17 protein-coding genes are annotated in these 16395 nt (G+C 59.9%); 10 read left to right on the top strand and 7 right to left on the bottom strand.

The features are described from left to right. Nucleotides 1–3: 3 nt before the first annotated feature. Nucleotides 4–459 (top strand): YiiD C-terminal domain-containing protein, encoded by a 456-nt coding sequence (locus tag HKK52_RS19005; protein WP_169372098.1) that lies wholly within the window; start codon nucleotides 4–6, stop codon nucleotides 457–459. Between the two features lie 110 nt (nucleotides 460–569). On the opposite strand, the gene cysQ is transcribed toward HKK52_RS19005, so the two are convergent. Continuing rightward, entirely contained in the window at nucleotides 570–1403 is an 834-nt protein-coding gene (gene cysQ, locus HKK52_RS19010; RefSeq protein ID WP_169372099.1) for a 3'(2'),5'-bisphosphate nucleotidase CysQ, read from the bottom strand. Next, nucleotides 1400–1966, bottom strand: a complete 567-nt coding sequence (gene nudE / locus HKK52_RS19015; RefSeq protein WP_133837780.1) for an ADP compounds hydrolase NudE — start codon at nucleotides 1964–1966, stop codon at nucleotides 1400–1402. The genes cysQ and nudE overlap by 4 nt, the downstream gene beginning before the upstream one ends. Before the next feature lie 90 nt (nucleotides 1967–2056). On the opposite strand from nudE, the gene yrfG reads away from it, so the two are divergent. Then, complete coding sequence (gene yrfG / locus HKK52_RS19020; protein ID WP_169372100.1) at nucleotides 2057–2719, top strand: GMP/IMP nucleotidase; 663 nt, start codon at nucleotides 2057–2059, stop codon at nucleotides 2717–2719. Nucleotides 2720–2781: 62 nt separating this feature from the next. On the opposite strand, the gene lysM is transcribed toward yrfG, so the two are convergent. Further along, nucleotides 2782–3231, bottom strand: coding sequence for a peptidoglycan-binding protein LysM (lysM, locus tag HKK52_RS19025; RefSeq protein WP_054047738.1), 450 nt, complete (start codon nucleotides 3229–3231; stop codon nucleotides 2782–2784). 137 nt (nucleotides 3232–3368) lie between these two features. Here lysM and HKK52_RS19030 point away from each other — a divergent pair, with 137 nt between their 5' ends. From HKK52_RS19030 to HKK52_RS19045, 4 genes are all read left to right on the top strand, one after another. Beyond that, on the top strand, nucleotides 3369–4256 hold the full coding sequence (locus HKK52_RS19030; RefSeq protein WP_169372101.1) for a LysR family transcriptional regulator: 888 nt from the start codon (nucleotides 3369–3371) through the stop codon (nucleotides 4254–4256). Between the two features lie 92 nt (nucleotides 4257–4348). After that, nucleotides 4349–5188: a formate dehydrogenase accessory sulfurtransferase FdhD gene (gene fdhD / locus HKK52_RS19035; RefSeq protein WP_169372102.1), complete on the top strand. Its 840-nt coding sequence runs from the start codon at nucleotides 4349–4351 to the stop codon at nucleotides 5186–5188. Continuing rightward, nucleotides 5185–7533: an FdhF/YdeP family oxidoreductase gene (locus HKK52_RS19040; RefSeq protein ID WP_169372103.1), complete on the top strand. Its 2349-nt coding sequence runs from the start codon at nucleotides 5185–5187 to the stop codon at nucleotides 7531–7533. The genes fdhD and HKK52_RS19040 overlap by 4 nt, the downstream gene beginning before the upstream one ends. 245 nt (nucleotides 7534–7778) lie before the next feature. Next, the gene (locus tag HKK52_RS19045) at nucleotides 7779–8264 is read left to right on the top strand and encodes a glycine zipper domain-containing protein (protein WP_169372104.1); all 486 of its coding nucleotides are present in this window, start codon (nucleotides 7779–7781) and stop codon (nucleotides 8262–8264) included. 68 nt (nucleotides 8265–8332) lie between these two features. Here the strand turns inward: HKK52_RS19045 and HKK52_RS19050 are convergent, their stop codons facing one another. The 4 genes from HKK52_RS19050 to HKK52_RS19065 form a co-directional block, all read right to left on the bottom strand. Beyond that, nucleotides 8333–8752: an acyl-CoA thioesterase gene (locus tag HKK52_RS19050; protein ID WP_169372105.1), complete on the bottom strand. Its 420-nt coding sequence runs from the start codon at nucleotides 8750–8752 to the stop codon at nucleotides 8333–8335. 132 nt (nucleotides 8753–8884) lie between these two features. Further along, nucleotides 8885–10111, bottom strand: a complete 1227-nt coding sequence (locus tag HKK52_RS19055; RefSeq protein ID WP_169372106.1) for a 3-hydroxyacyl-CoA dehydrogenase — start codon at nucleotides 10109–10111, stop codon at nucleotides 8885–8887. 253 nt (nucleotides 10112–10364) lie between these two features. Next, the gene (locus tag HKK52_RS19060) at nucleotides 10365–12293 is read right to left on the bottom strand and encodes a RecQ family ATP-dependent DNA helicase (RefSeq protein WP_169372107.1); all 1929 of its coding nucleotides are present in this window, start codon (nucleotides 12291–12293) and stop codon (nucleotides 10365–10367) included. Between the two features lie 430 nt (nucleotides 12294–12723). Next, nucleotides 12724–13227 (bottom strand): polysaccharide deacetylase, encoded by a 504-nt coding sequence (locus HKK52_RS19065; protein ID WP_169372108.1) that lies wholly within the window; start codon nucleotides 13225–13227, stop codon nucleotides 12724–12726. A gap of 297 nt (nucleotides 13228–13524) precedes the next feature. Here HKK52_RS19065 and HKK52_RS19070 point away from each other — a divergent pair, with 297 nt between their 5' ends. From HKK52_RS19070 to HKK52_RS19090, 4 genes are all read left to right on the top strand, one after another. After that, nucleotides 13525–13806, top strand: a complete 282-nt coding sequence (locus tag HKK52_RS19070; protein ID WP_169372109.1) for a hypothetical protein — start codon at nucleotides 13525–13527, stop codon at nucleotides 13804–13806. Nucleotides 13807–13892: 86 nt separating this feature from the next. Continuing rightward, on the top strand, nucleotides 13893–15023 hold the full coding sequence (locus HKK52_RS19075; protein WP_169372110.1) for a hypothetical protein: 1131 nt from the start codon (nucleotides 13893–13895) through the stop codon (nucleotides 15021–15023). A 382-nt stretch (nucleotides 15024–15405) separates the two neighbouring features. Next, a complete protein-coding gene (locus tag HKK52_RS19080) occupies nucleotides 15406–15705 on the top strand; it encodes a hypothetical protein (protein ID WP_169372111.1) in 300 nt (99 codons plus the stop codon). 310 nt (nucleotides 15706–16015) lie between these two features. After that, nucleotides 16016–16369, top strand: a complete 354-nt coding sequence (locus HKK52_RS19090; RefSeq protein WP_169374265.1) for a DUF1493 family protein — start codon at nucleotides 16016–16018, stop codon at nucleotides 16367–16369. Nucleotides 16370–16395 lie beyond the last annotated feature (26 nt).

Below are 16395 nucleotides of genomic sequence, written 5' to 3' on the forward strand. Positions count from 1 at the left end.
TGCATGAGCCGCGACAGTCGTCACCTGGAATCGATTCTCCACCACGACATTCCCCTCACGCGGGACATGGGCCTCAGGGTGCTCGACTGGCACGACCAGCAACTGCGCCTGCATTTGCCGCTGGAGGCCAACGTCAATCACAAAAGCACCATGTTTGGCGGCAGCCTGTATTGCGGCGCGGTACTGGCGGGCTGGGGCTGGCTGCATTTGCGCTTGCGTGAAGAAGGGATTGAAGACGGGCACATCGTGATTCAGGAAGGGCAGATCAATTACCCACTGCCGGTGACCAGCGATGCCATAGCGATATGCCAGGCACCGGGGGCGGTGACCTGGAAGAAGTTTCTGGCGATGTACACACGTTATGGCCGGGCGCGGTTGACGCTGCATTCGCGGATTGTGAATGTGGGGAGTGAGGAAGATGCGGTGACGTTTACCGGGCAGTACGTCCTGCACCGCTGACAACTGATCGTTCCCACGCTCTGCGTGGGAATGCAGCCCGGAACGCTCCGCGTCCCATTGGAACGCGGAGCGTCCCTTGAGGCATTCCCACGCGGAGCGTGGGAACGATCTTAGTTACGAGCCAACGCCAACAATTTCTCACGCCACGCAGCCTTCGCCGGCAGTGCCAGGAAAAACTCATTCAACAACGATTCCCGCGCCGGATAACAAAACGGCGCGCCGCTCAAATCCAGCACCTCACCGCCCGCCCCTTCCAGCACACCTTGCGCCGCCGCCGTGTCCCACTGCGAAGTCGGCGCCAGTCGCGGATAACAATCCGCCGCCCCTTCCGCCAACATGCAGAATTTCAGCGAGCTGCCGAAATTCGCCAACTGCAACTCACCCAGGCTTTCGCTCAGCCCCGCCAGCAACCGCTCCTGCTCCGGGCTGGAGTGCCGACGACTGGCCACTACGGTAAACGCCTCGCCCGCCGCCGGTACGTCGCGCACCTGGATCGGCAACGGCGTTTCGCCCTGATCGCCCCGCCACGCACCCAGCCCGGCGCCGCCGACGTAGAAACGCCCGTTGGTCGGCATCGACACCACGCCAAACACCACGTGGCCCTGTTCGATCAACGCGATGTTGACGGTGAATTCTTCGCTGCCGGAGATGAACTCCTTGGTCCCGTCCAGCGGGTCCACCAGCCACCAACGCTGCCACCCGGCGCGCACGCTTTGGGGGATGTCGGCGTCTTCTTCGGACAGCACCGGGATGCTCGGGTCCAGTGCCGTCAGCCCGGCCAAAATCAGATGATGGGCGGCGAGGTCGGCGGCGGTGACCGGCGAATCATCAGACTTCGCGGTCACGGCAGTGTCGGTGCGCCAGAACGGCAGGATGACTTCGCCGGCCTTCAACGCCAGCTCAACCACTGGCGCCATCAACGGATGGGGGAAATTCAACTTCATGGCAAAAACACCCCACGCTGGGTCAGCAGGTCACGGGCCAGATACAACGCCGCCAAGGCACGGCCCTCGGTAAATTTTGGATTCTGGGCCAGGCCCGACAACTCGCGCAGGTTGACCTTGTCCACGCCCATCGGCTCAGGCTCGTCGCCCTCCAGGCGTTCTTCGTACAGATCGGTGGCCAAGACCACCTGGATCTTCTGGCTCATATAACCGGGCGACAACGACAACTCAGTCAGATGCTCCAACTGACGCGCGCCATATCCGGCCTCTTCCTTGAGCTCGCGCTCGGCCGCGGCCAGCACGTCTTCGCCCGGCTCGATCAAGCCTTTGGGCAAGGACAGTTCGTATTCATCGGTGCCGCCGCAATATTCTTCGACCAGCACCGCGTGGTCCGCATCGAGCATCGCCACGATCATCACCGCGCCATACCCGGCGCCCTTGCCGACCAGGCGCTCGTACGTGCGCTCCACGCCATTGGAAAAGCGCAGCTTCAGCTCTTCGACGCAGAACAAACGGCTGGTGGCGACAATCTCGCGGGCGAGGACGGTGGGTTTCTGGCGCATAAAAGGCTCCTTGGCGTAAGCGGGTTACTATACCCGGCCTATCCTGATTGTTGACCTCGGATATCTTTTTTACCGCTGGAGAAGTTTTTTATGTCCCCGCTGCCCTGGCGCGACATCGACACCGTTCTGCTGGACATGGACGGCACGCTGCTGGACCTGCACTACGACAACCATTTCTGGATGGAACACCTGCCCCAGCGTTATGCCGAGTTGCACGGAGTGAGCCGGGCCATGGCGGAAATGGAATTGCAGCCGCTGTTCGAGCGCAACGCCGGGCAGTTGCAGTGGTACTGCCTGGACTTCTGGAGCGCCGAGCTGAAAATCCCGGTACGCGAACTGAAACTGGAAACCGCGCACCTGATTGCCCTGCGTCCGGATGCCGACACCTTTCTGGCGGCGATCAAGCAGGCCGGCAAGCGTGTGGTGATGATCACCAATGCCCATCGCGATTCGCTGTCACTCAAGCTGGAACGGATTGAACTGGCGCCGTATTTCGAGCGTTTGATCAGCTCCCACGATTACGGTTTTGCCAAGGAAAACCCGCAGTTCTGGGATGCCTTGCAGGCGGACATCGGTTTCGATCCGGCGCGCAGCCTGTTTATCGACGATACGTTGCCGATCCTGCGCAGTGCGCGCCATTTTGGTGTGGCGCATCTGTTGGCCGTGAGCGAGCCGGACAGTCGCAAAGGGCCGAAGGACACGGCGGAGTTTGCGGCGGTGGTCGATTATCGGGAGTTGATTGAAGGGTTGTAGATAGATCGAATTGCCTGCACCTGATCGTTCCCACGCCCCGCGTGGGAACGATCGAGTGGGGGTTACTCAGGAATCCGCAACGACTGACCCGGATAGATCTTGTTCGGATCCTTGAGCATCGGCTTGTTCGCCTCGAAGATCTTGTTGTACTTGTTGGCATCGCCATACACACGCTTGGAAATCGCGCTGAGCGTGTCGCCCTTCTCGACCGTGACGAACTTCGCCGGGGTGGCCACCGGTCCGGTCACCGTGATCTGGTCATCCACACCGCTGATACCGGCCACGTTACCAAGGGCCAGGAGGATTTTTTCTTTCTCTTCCTGACTGGCGGCTTCGCCGGTGGCGATGATTTTCTCGCCTTCGACTTTCACCTGGATTTTGGAAGTGTCGATGCCCGTCAGTGCATCCTTGACGTGCTTGGTCAACGCCTCGCTGTTGGCTTCGGCCTTGTCAGGCGTCAGCGCATCCAGGATTTTTTCACCGGCATCTTTTAAAAAGCTGAAAAGGCTCATCGTGTTCTCTCCATGGGATAAGGGTCCAGACGCAAAAGACTAGACCAAGCCCGCACACACTGGTTCCCAGCCGACCAATGACCCCACCCCCTCGCAAGCGCTAGAATCGCAAACCCTGCCCACGCCCTGGAGCGAAGATGGACATCAAGCAGCTCAAATTCCTCATCGCCCTCGACGAAACCCGACACTTCGGCCAAGCCGCCGCGCGCTGTCATATCACCCAACCGACCCTGTCCATGCGCCTGCGCAGCCTCGAAGAAGAACTCGAACTGCCGCTGGTCAATCGCGGCCAACGCTTCGAAGGTTTCACCGCGCCGGGCGAACGGGTGCTGGCCTGGGCACGCACGGTGTTGGCCGCTTATGACGGTTTGCAGGCCGAAGCGGCGGCGTGTCGCGGCAATCTTGTCGGTACGTTGCGCCTGGGCGTGGTGCCGCTGTCGAGCTTCGATCCGCTGCCGTTGATGCAACGCCTGCACGCCGAACACCCGAACCTGCGCTTCGAACTCTCGGCGCTGAGTTCCGAGCAGATCCTCGAACAACTGGCGAACAATCGGCTGGACCTCGGCGTGTCCTACCTGGAGCGTCTCGACGGCGAGCGTTTCGATTCCCTGGCGTTCAGCGAAACCCGTATGGGCCTGCTCTACGACCAGCGTTTCTACACCTTTGGCGAGGCGCCGCTGAGTTGGGAATCGCTGATTGAACTGCCCTTGGGCATGCTCACCAGCGGCATGCACTTTCGCCAGTCCATCGACCACAACTTCCACAGCCGTGGGCTGACGCCACAGCCGTTGCTGCAAACCGACGCAGTCCACCAGTTGTTACAAGCGGTGCACGGCGGCTTCTGTTGTGCGGTGATGCCCTTGGACGGCGGCCTGGAAAATCTCACCGACCATTTGCGCCTGCAACCCATCGAAAACGCCCAGACCCTTGGCCGGCTGGGACTGATCATGCGTCGCAGCGCCCCGCGATCGGCCCTGGCGGAAGCGTGTTTTGCGATCTATCAGAAATCGCTGACGGGTTCTTGATCGACGTCATCTATCGGTACATCAGTACTAGTGATTAGACGCGACATGTTGACGCGCCTAGTCTTACAACTGATTAAACCGTCGGTGATGCCATGAACGCCAAGCGCCCTGCAAGCGCGGCGCCCGCACTTGAAACGCCCGCGCCAGCCGCAAGCCAGACTTACAGTTACAGCGATCTTCCATGTAGTGAATCGGACAGCACCGCGCTGGCCGAGGAGGTCGCGTTGGCGATCGCCTATAACGGCATCAGCCAGGCTGTGATGCTGATTACCCCCACAGACCTGGAAGACTTCATCGTCGGCTTCAGCCTCGGTAGCGGCATCATCGAAGACGCCACCGACATTTATGACCTGCAACTCAGCGGCTCGGGGTCGGCGCAATACGCGCAAGTGACCATCGCCAACCGCGCCTTCTGGAACCTCAAGCAGCAACGTCGGCAACTGGCCGGCACCAGCGGTTGCGGGCTCTGCGGCGTGGAAGCGGTGGAGCAGGCGTTGCCCGACCTCAAAGTGCTGCCCGGCGCCCCGTTGCCGCCGGCCGAATGGCTCGACGGTTTGCGCCAACGCATCGGCGCATTTCAGCCGTTGGGCCAGCATTGCGGCGCGGTGCATGCAGCGGTGTTCATGAACGGCCAGGGCGAGTTGTTGATGGGTCGCGAAGACATCGGCCGGCACAACGCCCTCGACAAGCTGATCGGCGGCTTGATCCGGCAAAACATCCCGACCACCGGCGGCCTGGCGATTGTCACCAGCCGTTGCAGCCTCGAATTGATCCAGAAAGTGCTGCGCGCAGGGATTCAAACCCTGGTCAGCCTGTCGTCGCCCACCGGCCTTGCCGTGCAATGGGCCCGTCGTCACAACCTCAACCTCATCCACCTGCCGCAAAAAAGTGCGCCGCGGGTCTACAGCCCTGCGTTGGAGAATCAAGCGTGAGTCAACACAATCAAGCCGACCAGAAACCCGTTCCGCGTTACAAGCCTTACAAGGGTCCGGCCGGTGGTTGGGGCGCGCTGGCCAGCGTGGCCCGGGCCTGGTTGACCAGCGACAACGCGCTGAAAAACCTGCGCATGATGCTCAAGACCAACAAGAACGGCGGCTTTGACTGCCCCGGTTGCGCCTGGGGCGACTCCAATGAAGCCGGCATGGTGGCGTTCTGCGAGAACGGCGCCAAAGCGGTGAACTGGGAAGCGACCAAACGACGTGTCGATGGCGCGTTCTTCGCCAAGCACAGCGTAAGCTCGCTGCTGGAGCAAAGTGATTATTGGCTCGAGTACCAGGGCCGCTTGACCGAGCCAATGAGCTACGACGCTGAAACCGATCGCTACAAGCCGATCAGTTGGGAAGCCGCGTTCGCCTTGATCGCCAAGCATCTGCAGGGCCTGTCGAGCCCGAACCAGGCCGAGTTCTACACCTCGGGCCGGGCCAGCAACGAAGCGGCGTACCTCTATCAATTGTTCGTGCGTTCTTTCGGCACCAACAACTTCCCCGACTGCTCGAACATGTGCCACGAAGCCAGTGGCGTGGCGCTGGCACAGAGTGTTGGCGTTGGCAAAGGCACCGTGACTTTCGATGATTTCGAACACGCCGATGCGATTTTTGTCTGGGGCCAGAACCCTGGCACCAACCACCCGCGGATGCTCGAACCCCTGCGCGAAGCGGTAAAGCGCGGCGCTCAAGTGGTGTGCATCAACCCGCTGAAAGAACGTGGCCTGGAACGCTTCCAGCACCCACAGCACCCGATCGAAATGCTGACCAACGGCGACAAGCCGACCAACACTGCCTACTTCCGTCCGGCATTGGGCGGCGACATGGCGATCATGCGCGGCATGGCCAAGTTCCTGCTGCAATGGGAGCGCGATGCGCAGAAGGCCGGTGAGCCTGCGGTGTTCGACCACGACTTCCTCAATGAACATAGCGTCAACGTACTGGAATACCTGGGCATCGTCGACGACACGCCATGGGAGCAGATCGTCAAGCAGTCCGGCCTGCCCCTGCTGGAAATCGAACAAGCGGCGCGCATGTACGCCAAGGGCAAGAACGTCATCATGTGCTGGGCGATGGGCATTACCCAGCACCGTCATTCGGTGGCGACCATCCAGGAAATCGCCAACCTGATGCTGCTGCGCGGCAACATCGGCCGGCCGGGCGCCGGTCTGTGCCCGGTGCGTGGCCACAGTAACGTGCAGGGCGACCGGACCATGGGTATCAACGAACGTCCGCCCGTGGCGTTCCTCGACTCCCTGGAACGCCGTTTCCAGTTCAAGGTGCCGCGCGACAACGGCCACAACGTGGTCGAGGCGATTCACGCCATGGCCGACGGTCGCGCCAAAGTCTTCATCGGCCTGGGCGGCAACTTCGCCCAAGCCACCCCGGACAGCCCGCGCACCTTCCAGGCCCTGAGCAATTGCGACCTGACGGTTCAAATCAGCACCAAGCTCAACCGCAGTCACCTGGCCCACGGTAAAGAAGCGCTGATCCTGCCGTGCCTGGGCCGCACCGACATCGATATCCAGACCGAAGGCCCGCAAGCCGTCACCGTGGAAGACTCGTTCAGCATGGTCCACGCCTCCAACGGCCAGTTGCAGGCGCTGTCGAACCAGATGCGTTCGGAGCCGGCGATCATCGCCGGCATTGCCGCCGCGACCCTGGGCAGCAAACCGGTGGACTGGAACTGGCTGGTGGCCGACTACGACCGCATCCGCGACCTGATCGCCGACACCATTCCGGGATTCCGCGACTTCAACGAGCGGGTGAAACATCCGGGGGGTTTCTACCTTGGCAACAGTGCCGGCGCGCGCAAGTGGAACACGCCGTCGGGCCGGGCCAATTTCCGTGCGAACGCCTTGCCCAAAGACCTGGTGCACGAACGCGCGCGTGCCACGGGTGTGTTGCCGGACCTGATCATGCAATCGTTGCGCTCCCACGATCAGTACAACACCACGATTTATGGTCTTGATGACCGTTATCGCGGGGTGAAGGGTCAGCGGGATGTGTTGTTCGTGAACGAAGCGGACATCATTCGCCTGGGCTTCAAGCCGGGGCAGAAGGCTGACATCGTGTCGATCTGGGACGATGGCCGTGAGCGTCGGGTGAAAGGCTTCACGCTGCTGGCGTTTGATATTCCTGCGGGGCAGGCGGCGGCGTATTACCCGGAAGTGAATCCCTTGGTGCCGCTGGAAAGCACCGGGGATGGCAGCCACACGCCGACGTCGAAGTTTGTGGCGATCCGCTTGGAGATGGCGAGTGAGACAGGGTTGATTTTCGCGAAGTCGGCCTGACCTGATCGTTCCCACGCGCGTGGGAACGATCGCTGGAAATACTTTCCAATCGCCCACAAAAAAGGCCGTTTCTGCAAAGAAACGGCCTATCCGAAGTAGCTAAAGACCGGCGAAAAAGCCTTAAGTTCCGCCCAAAAAACAGTAACTTATAGAATTGTGTACAAGTCGTGTTACTCGTCGGATTTTGATTGTCACAATCAGGACACAGCCTCAGGATCGCGCCGTCATCCCCTTGAGGTTCCTCTATGAAGTTCTCCTCGATTCTCTTGTTGTCCCTTAGCCTGGCCAGTGGCTTCGCTTCTGCCGGAGGCACCACCGAAGCAGGTGTGGGCGGCGCATTGGGCGGGGTTCTGGGCTCGGTCGTCGGTCAGTCACTAGGCGGCAATACAGGTTCCACCATCGGCGCGGCCCTGGGCGGCGCGGGTGGTAGTGCCGTCGGCGCAGACAAACGCAGCCGTGGCGAAGCCGCCATTGGCGGTGCGTTGGGCGCAGCCGGCGGTAACGTGGTCGGCCGCAGCGTGGGCGGTAGCACCGGCAGCCTGATCGGCTCCGCAGCCGGCGGCGGCGCGGGTGGCGCGTTGGGTAACTACATGGGCAACAAGAGCGATGAGGATGACGATCGTCGCTCTTATCGCGGTCGTGATGACCGTCGTTACTACCGTGATGATCACCGCGGTCGCGGTCATGCCTATGGCCACCGCAAGCATCACAAATACTATCGTCATCGCTGAGGCCTGAACGGCTTCGCAGGTAGATAGATCAAAAATCGCAGCCCCAGGGCTGCGATTTTTTTTGCCCGTCAAACCACCAACCGCTCCAGTGCCCCGCGCAACCCGGCTGGAATCGCCACCGGCAGATTCGACGCCCGATCCACAAACACATGCACAAAACGCCCGGCGGCACAGGCTTCATCTTCCCCTTGCTTGAACACGGCGAGTTCGTATTGCACCGAGCTGTTGCCCAACTTGCCGACCCGCAGGCCGATCTCGATCCGATCCGGGAACGCGATGGACGCAAAGTAATCGCACGCCGAACTCACGACAAAACCCACCACTTCGCCGTCATGGATATCCAGCCCGCCGACTTCGATCAGGTAGGTGTTCACGGCGGTGTCGAAAAAGCTGTAGTAGGTGACGTTGTTGACGTGGCCGTAGGCGTCGTTGTCGTGCCAGCGGGTGGTGATCGGCTGGAAGTGCGGGTAGTCGGTGCGTTGGTTCATGGGTTTCTCGAAGATCGTTCCCACGCTCTGCGTGGGAATGCAGCCCGGGACGCTCCGCGTCCCAACAGCGGACGCAGAGCGTCCATGGAGGCGTTCCCACGCGGAGCATGGGAACGATCAAACAGGCGGAGTCTACCGGTCAGCAAACCCCTTACCCACCGCCGCCAACTCGCCAATCAACCGCGCCGGCTTCCACTGATCACCCTGTCGGGTCTCCAGCGTCAATAACCGCTGATGAATATCGGCCAAGCCCTGCTGATCCGCCCAAGCCATCGGCCCGCCCTTGTCCGCCGGGAAGCCGTAGCCGTAAAGGTAAACCAGATCGATGTCATGGGCCGATCCGGCAATGCCTTCCTCCAGGATCTTCGCCCCTTCGTTGACCAGTGCCAGCAAGCAGCGTTCCAGCACCTCCTCAGGCCCGATCTCACGCCGCTGGAAGCCCAAACCCTCGCTGACCTCCAGCACCAGCGCATCGACACTCTCATCGTGCTCAGCCTGCCGACTGCCGGGCTCGTAGTGGTAATAACCGTCGCCGCTTTTTTGGCCGAAACGTCCTAACTCGCAGAGCCGATTGTCGACCTGCACCTCCGGCGCATCCTGACCTTTACCGGCCAATTCGCGGGCACGCCATTCCAGATCGATGCCGACCACGTCGTACATGCGAAACGGCCCCATGGCGAAACCGAAGCCTTGCAGCGCCGCGTCCACCTGATAGGGGAAAGCGCCTTCAAGCAGCATCTTGCGCGCCTCGAGCACGTAGGTATGCAGCATGCGATTGCCGATAAAACCATGGCAGTTGCCCGACACTACACTGACCTTGCCCATGCGCTTGCCCAGATCGAGCGCAGCCTCAAGCACCGCCGGAGCGGTTTGCGCGCCGCGAACGATTTCCAGCAGTTTCATGATGTGCGCCGGGCTGAAGAAGTGCAGGCCCAGCACTTGTTGCGGCCGGCGCGTGGCGGCGGCAATCGCGTCGATGTCCAGCGCCGAGGTGTTGCTGGCCAGAATCGCTTCCGGTTTGAGCAAACCGTCGAGCTCGCGGAAGATCTTCTGCTTCAGCTCGAGGTTTTCGTACACCGCTTCAATCACCAGATCAACATCGCGAATCGCCGCGTAATCCGCCGCGCTGGTCACTCGCGCGATGCGCGCATCGGCTTCAGCCTGATCGATCCGCCCCTGGCGCACATTGTGGGCATAGGTGTCCGCGACGGCAGCCAGCGCCTGTTCAAGCATCTGCGGATTGTTATCGACCCACTGCACCGGCACCCCGGCGTTGGCCAGGCACATGACAATGCCACGGCCCATGGTGCCCGCACCGATCACGGCGGCGCGCTGAATATTGAACGGCGTCTGGCTCATTGTTGTTCTCTTGTTGGCGATCCAAAGACAGCTTTCACCATAGTCAGCCATCGCACGTTTTTGAAATTTATTCGTGTGATGAGCAACATTCAGCGGATGGATAAGCTCGCACCACCGCCCTCTGTTGATCGTTCCCAGGCTCTGCGTGGGAATGCAACCCGGGACGCTCCGCGTCCCCTCCAAAACCGAACGCGGAGCGTCCGTTGAGGCGTTACCACGCGGAGCGTGGGAACGATCGGTCGGAACTCAGCCGTCAGAGGTGCGCCTGCGCCCACTCCCGCACTTCGGCGTAAGGATAATCCTCCAGCGCACCCGACCCCGGGATCGTCCGTGCCTTGAGTTTGGTAAACAGCGGCACACTGATCCCGCACAAAAACCGCGTCACCCGCTCCGCCGACGGAAAATACCCGGTGTGCTGCTCATGCCTGTGGATAAAGTCGCCGCACAGGGCATCAAAGTTTTTATCCACAAGCGCCGGTAATTCCGGCGGTGCTGGCAGCCGCGCCACATCCCCGTGGCACACCGAACAATGCCCGCACTGGCGCGGCGCGTTTTCGTCGCCGAAGTATTCAGCCAGGCGATAGCCCAGGCAGTGATCGGTAGCGAACAGATCGAGCATCGCGTGGATCCGTGCGATCTCGGTTTGTTCGTGGCGGGTGAAATAGGCGTGCAATTCTTCGCTCAGCGCCTGGGCATCAAAACCGGTTTGCAGCAGGCTGTAGACCTCGGTCATCTGCTTGCTTTCCAGCTCGACCCAACCCTTCTCCTGGAAATAATCCAGCGCCTTGACCACCCGATTACGCTCGGCCGAATGCTGCTCGTACAGCGCATCAAAATTCACCGTCGCCCAAGTCCGCGCGCGCGCAGAGGTCTGGATAATCGCCGCGACGAAATCCTTGCGCTCACCCTCGAAACGAGCGAGCAAAGCCTCCGGTTCCTGCAAATATTTGAAACGGTATTCCGCGTAATAGGCGTAACGCGGGGCGATGATTCCGCGCAGCTCCAATTGCACCAGCAAGGTCTTTAGCGGCAACTGGCGAATGTTGCTCTGATCCGCCAACGGCCCCAGCAAAAACTCCCACTGCCCTTCGGGCGCGGCGGCTTGCAACTCATCGAGGACGCAGCGAATGCCATCCAGCTCCGGCGTATCGCCGTAGACGAAGTTTTCCAGCACGTTGAGGCTGTCGCGGTTGGCCAATACCAGGCAGTCGGAGGGCTGCCCGTCACGCCCGGCGCGACCGATTTCCTGGCTGTAGTTTTCGATGGATTTGGGCAGGTCGAAATGCACGACGTTGCGGATATCGCTCTTGTCGATGCCCATGCCGAACGCAATGGTGGCGACAATGCAATTGGACTGGCCGCCCATGAAGCGCTTCTGGATGCCTTCCCGTTGCTCGTGGGGCAAACCGGCGTGATAGGCCTCGGCTTGAATGCCGTTGCGGCCCAGATGCTCGGCAATGTGCTCGGCGGTTTTCTGCAGGGTGACGTAGACGATGCTCGGCTGGCCGGGACGCTGGCTCATCCACTCGACGAGGCGTCGGCGCTTGTCCTGGCCGCGCACCGGTTCCACCAACAGATTGAGGTTAGGGCGATAGAAACCAGTGGTCACCACGTCTTCGGGCGCGATGGCGAATTTCGCCTCCATGTCCGCGATCACCTTCGGCGTCGCGGTGGCGGTCAGCAGCAAGGCCTGGGGAATGTTGAACTGACGCTGATAGTCCGGGAGCTTGAGGTAGTCGGGGCGGAAGTTGTGGCCCCATTCCGAGATGCAGTGCGCCTCGTCCACCACCAGCAGCGAGATCGGCACTTGCTGCAGGAAATTACGGAAGCGCTCGTTCTTCAGGCGCTCCACGGAAATCATCAGAATCTTCAGCTCGCCCGACTTGGCCCGGGCCATCACATCACTGGCGTCGTCGCGGCTCTGGGCCGAATCGATACTGCCCGCCGAGATGCCGTGGCGTTGCAGGAACGCCAACTGATCCTGCATCAGCGCCAGCAGTGGCGACACCACCAATGTCAGGTGCGGCAGCAACAGCGCCGGCAATTGATAACACAGGGACTTGCCCGACCCGGTGGGGAAAATCGCCGCCGCCGAGCGCCCGGCCAACACCGCGCTGACCGCTGCCTCCTGGCCGGGCCGAAACTGTGGATAACCGAAAACCTGTTCCAGGGTGTTGTGCATAAGCTGTCACTCCGTTGACTGCTGCGATGCCAAAAGCCTAGCCGGCGATTGCAGCGAGTCGAGAAAAGGTCGGGGACCAAAACGATACGGGATGATACAGCCTTCGCCCAAGGCACCTTTGCCACAGGTTGAAACAAACGAAACACTTTGTGCCTGGCGATTCAGCTCAATCGGACGGTAAGGTCTTCGGCGCACAACCACCGTCCGCGCACTTCACATCACGGCAGGACGCCTGATGAGCGCGGCATTTGAACAAGGAACGACCATGCGCCAACAACCGATTTATGCATTCGCCCTGCTTCTGACTTCCCTGCTGCTGAGCGGCTGCGATGGGTTTCCCGGAGAACCTCCATTGCTTGCTACCTGCGACACCCTGGAGTGTTCAGCCCAGCAGGCCTGGCGAACATCCTGACGACGGCGGGCCAAGCGGCTACGGCACCAACACCGCCACCCGCAGTTGCTCATTCAACGCCTGTTCATGAAACACCCGGCTCTTGCTCGCCCATGCCGCAAAAGCCGGGCTGATTTCGCCAGTGAACGCCGCCGCCAATTGGCGCAAATCAGCGACGCTGCGTGCACGCGGGCAGAAGGGTTCGCCATCACAGTTCTGGCTGGCATTGCGGTAGGTGGTGAGCAAGCGATCCCACAAGCCGTCACGCACTTGTCGCACAGACTTGAGCTTCACCACCTGCACGCCCAGACGTTGTTTCAGACCGGGTTCGTCCAGCGCTTCGCTGTCCAGCAACGCCTTGCCGATCATCAGCACTTCGGCGCGGGACGCGGTATCGACTTCGGCCTGGGTGGTGAGGGCATCCGGCCAACCGGTGCGGTCCATATTGGCCTGCACCATCGAACCGCCCGCGTCAGTGGCGCCCACCACACGACAAACACCGGCCCACAACAACACAATCGAGGCCATACGTAGCCATTGCATACCTAATTCCCTTTAAGCGTGAGTCAGACGTTTGGAAACGCCCTACAGATTCTGGCGCGCACCATACAGAGGTTTGCCGCGCAATGCCTGACAAACCCGTGGGAAATTTTACTCGTAAGGGTTTCGCCCTGAAAAACCTCGGTAAACGCGTAGGCCAAGTCCTAAAACACGGGTAAACCCCCTACGAATCCTGTCCATCGCAGCCCTATTGCCCCGCCGTGTAGTGCCCTTTTATAGTCTTTGGCGCGGCTGAAACAGTGTCTCGGCCGGCCGTGATTTCGCACAGGACAAACCTTGATGAACACGCTCCAATCGCAATCCGACCGCTATCGCCCGCTCAAGTCCAGCTACAGCGACACTCCCGTCCTGGTCATCGATACCGAGGCCGACCCGCACGAAATCCTCGACGCCGCCCGCCAACGCATCCGCGCCGCCAGCAACTTGCTTGAGACACTTTATTGCCAGAGTTTTAATGAAGCGGACATCAAGGACATTCCACACATCATTAATGCACTTTACTTATTAACCCAAGACGGACACCAACTTCTGGAAGTTGCAAAAACAAGAATCAAACCTTAATACAAAGTCCGCAACAACTCACCGCTTTATTATTTATCCAGCCGAACTTAGTCTGCAGACTCTTTTAACTAACCAAGAGTTTAACAATGACGACATTAACTATTTTCTTTTGCGGTACCGGCTCGACTAAATTCGACAACACAAACGCTGCTTACTGGAACGGTGAACTGGTTTCCACACTGGCCTCCCATCATGCCGGTCGCGAGTTTGCCGAGTGGATCGTGGTCGACGGCCCAGGCACCAGCAACCTGCAAGCCGACGAACTGTTCACCCAATCCAAGGACTACGGCCTCAGCGGCACCCTGTTCGGCAAGGGCTGGGAAGAGAACGTCAAACACGCCATCAACATTGTCAAAGGCAAGTGTGACTGGCAGCGGGTAAAACTGACGGAAGCGGAATACAACCGATTGAAAGCAGCCGGGATCCCCATCGAAGACGTCAGTATCGAGGGTTCGTGGATGTGGCGAAAATATGACTACGGCGACCGAACCGTTAGTCAACAGGCACTACAGGAAGTAATTATTCAAAAATTCCGCAAGGACGGCGTTATTCCAACTCAGATTAACTTGGTCGGCTGGAGTCGCGGCGGCATTAGTTGCCACATGATGGCCAACGCACTGTACAACGATATTCAACTGCGAGACATTCCAGTCAATATCTTTGCCATTGATCCTGTGCCGGGTATTTCCAACTTCCAGGATGACAAAGTCAAACTGAACAAGAACGTCAAAGAGTACGTGGCCTTCTACGCCCGCGACGAACGCTCGAAAGGCTTCTGCTGCGTCATTCCGGAAACCTCCGCCCTGACCAAAACCCACATCTACCCGATGCCCGGCCGCCACGGCACCTTGGTCGGCAACGCCTCCGCCGACGGCGTCAGTGGCCCGAAAGTCCTGGCCGAACCGAGCCTGATCGTCCGCCACTTCGCCGAAGTCTGCCTCAAGCGCTGGGGCGTCCCGCTGAACAAAACCCTCAACCTGACTCAGGCGGACCTGGAGAACATGCACAACACCATGGCCAGCGCCGAAGCGAAATACGTGGCGATGCAGAAGTGCTCGTACACGTACTTCACCGATCTGGATAAGGGCGAGCGCTATGTTTCGCTGGGGAGCAAAGGGGTTAATTTCTCGGCGGTGAAAGGCACGGGTTATGCTCCGGCGGCGGGGTTGGCGGCGGGTTTGAAGATGGATAAGGGGTCGTATCAGGATATTCGTTGATGCGTCTGGCAGTAAAAAAACACGACGTGTTTAAAAGGTCGGCGAAACGGTAGGAACGGCCTATCAAAGCTTCGTCCCGTTCCTACACGCGAAGACTCCTTGTCTTCTATCGCGGCCCCGCAGCCCATCTCTATAGTCGTGACTGTCGCTGCCAAATCAGCGATTCGGGCTTGGTCACCCGTATTAGATCTACGCACGCAACCCGTTGTATGCTGCCGGCGCTTTTGCGTCAGCACGCTTAATGGCGGCTGTGTTTGGGACGTCTTCGGGCGTGCCGGGTAAGCGTGTGATCTCACCGGTTGACCAACCCGAACACAGTCGCCTCCCATCGCTTGGTCACGATGGCGGCGGTAACTTCTGACGCATTTCGAGATTACACATCATGAATAGCTGGACTCCGTTCACAGACAATCGTTACCTCCCACTCCAAACCAACCTCACCGATTCCCCGCCCCTGATCATCGACACAGAGGCCAATCCCCAGGACATCCTCGAAGCCGCCCTACAGCGAATCCGAGCCTCCAGCGACCTCCTAAAAACCCTGCACTGCACCTGCTTCAAACACGGCGACGTCGAAGACATCCCCCACATCACCCACGCGCTCTACCTGCTCAGCCAAGACGGCTGCGACCTACTCAAAGTCGCCCAACAACGCATGATGGGCTGGAAAGCACCCACCTGACACCCAGCGAAGATCGTTCCCACGCTCCGCGTGGGAATGCCTCAACGGACGCTCCGCGTTCGGCTCTTGGGACGCAGAGCGTCCCGGGCTGCATTCCCACGCGGAGCGTGGGAACGATCAACATCTGAGGATAACCATGAGCATGTTTTTTGATGAGCTAATGGAAAGTGTGCAACAGATGAACGAAGTCCTACGCGGCGAGCGCCAACCTTCCCGCAAACACCATGTTCACAGCACGGATCAACATCCGACACGCCGCGAAATCAGGCTTAATCCAACTCATCGAAATGCCCCTGACGGAAGACGCACCATGAACCTCGCCCCCAACTTCCCCGACGACCATGCCATGCACCTGCTCATGCAGTTATTGCACGAAGAACTCGGCCTGCCCGAACGCAAAACCATCAGCCTCGCCACCTCGATCAACTTCGACCTCGGCTGCGACGGCGCTGACGCGCAAAACCTGATGGAAGCGCTGGAAGAACAGTTCGGGATCGACTTCATCGACTACGACGCTTATCGCTACTTCCAGCCGGAAGGATTCGATGTGCATCTCAAGCGCAGAGCCAAGGGGCGCGGCGACAAAGTCCCGCTGACCATCGGCATGCTTTACCAAGCAGTCAAATCGCAACGCTGGGATACACAGGAAATAGAAGGCCAATAAAGCAGGTGTTGCGACTCAACAGGCCC

The organism is Pseudomonas sp. ADAK2 (genome assembly GCF_012935755.1).
Taxonomy (GTDB): Bacteria; Pseudomonadota; Gammaproteobacteria; order Pseudomonadales; family Pseudomonadaceae; genus Aquipseudomonas.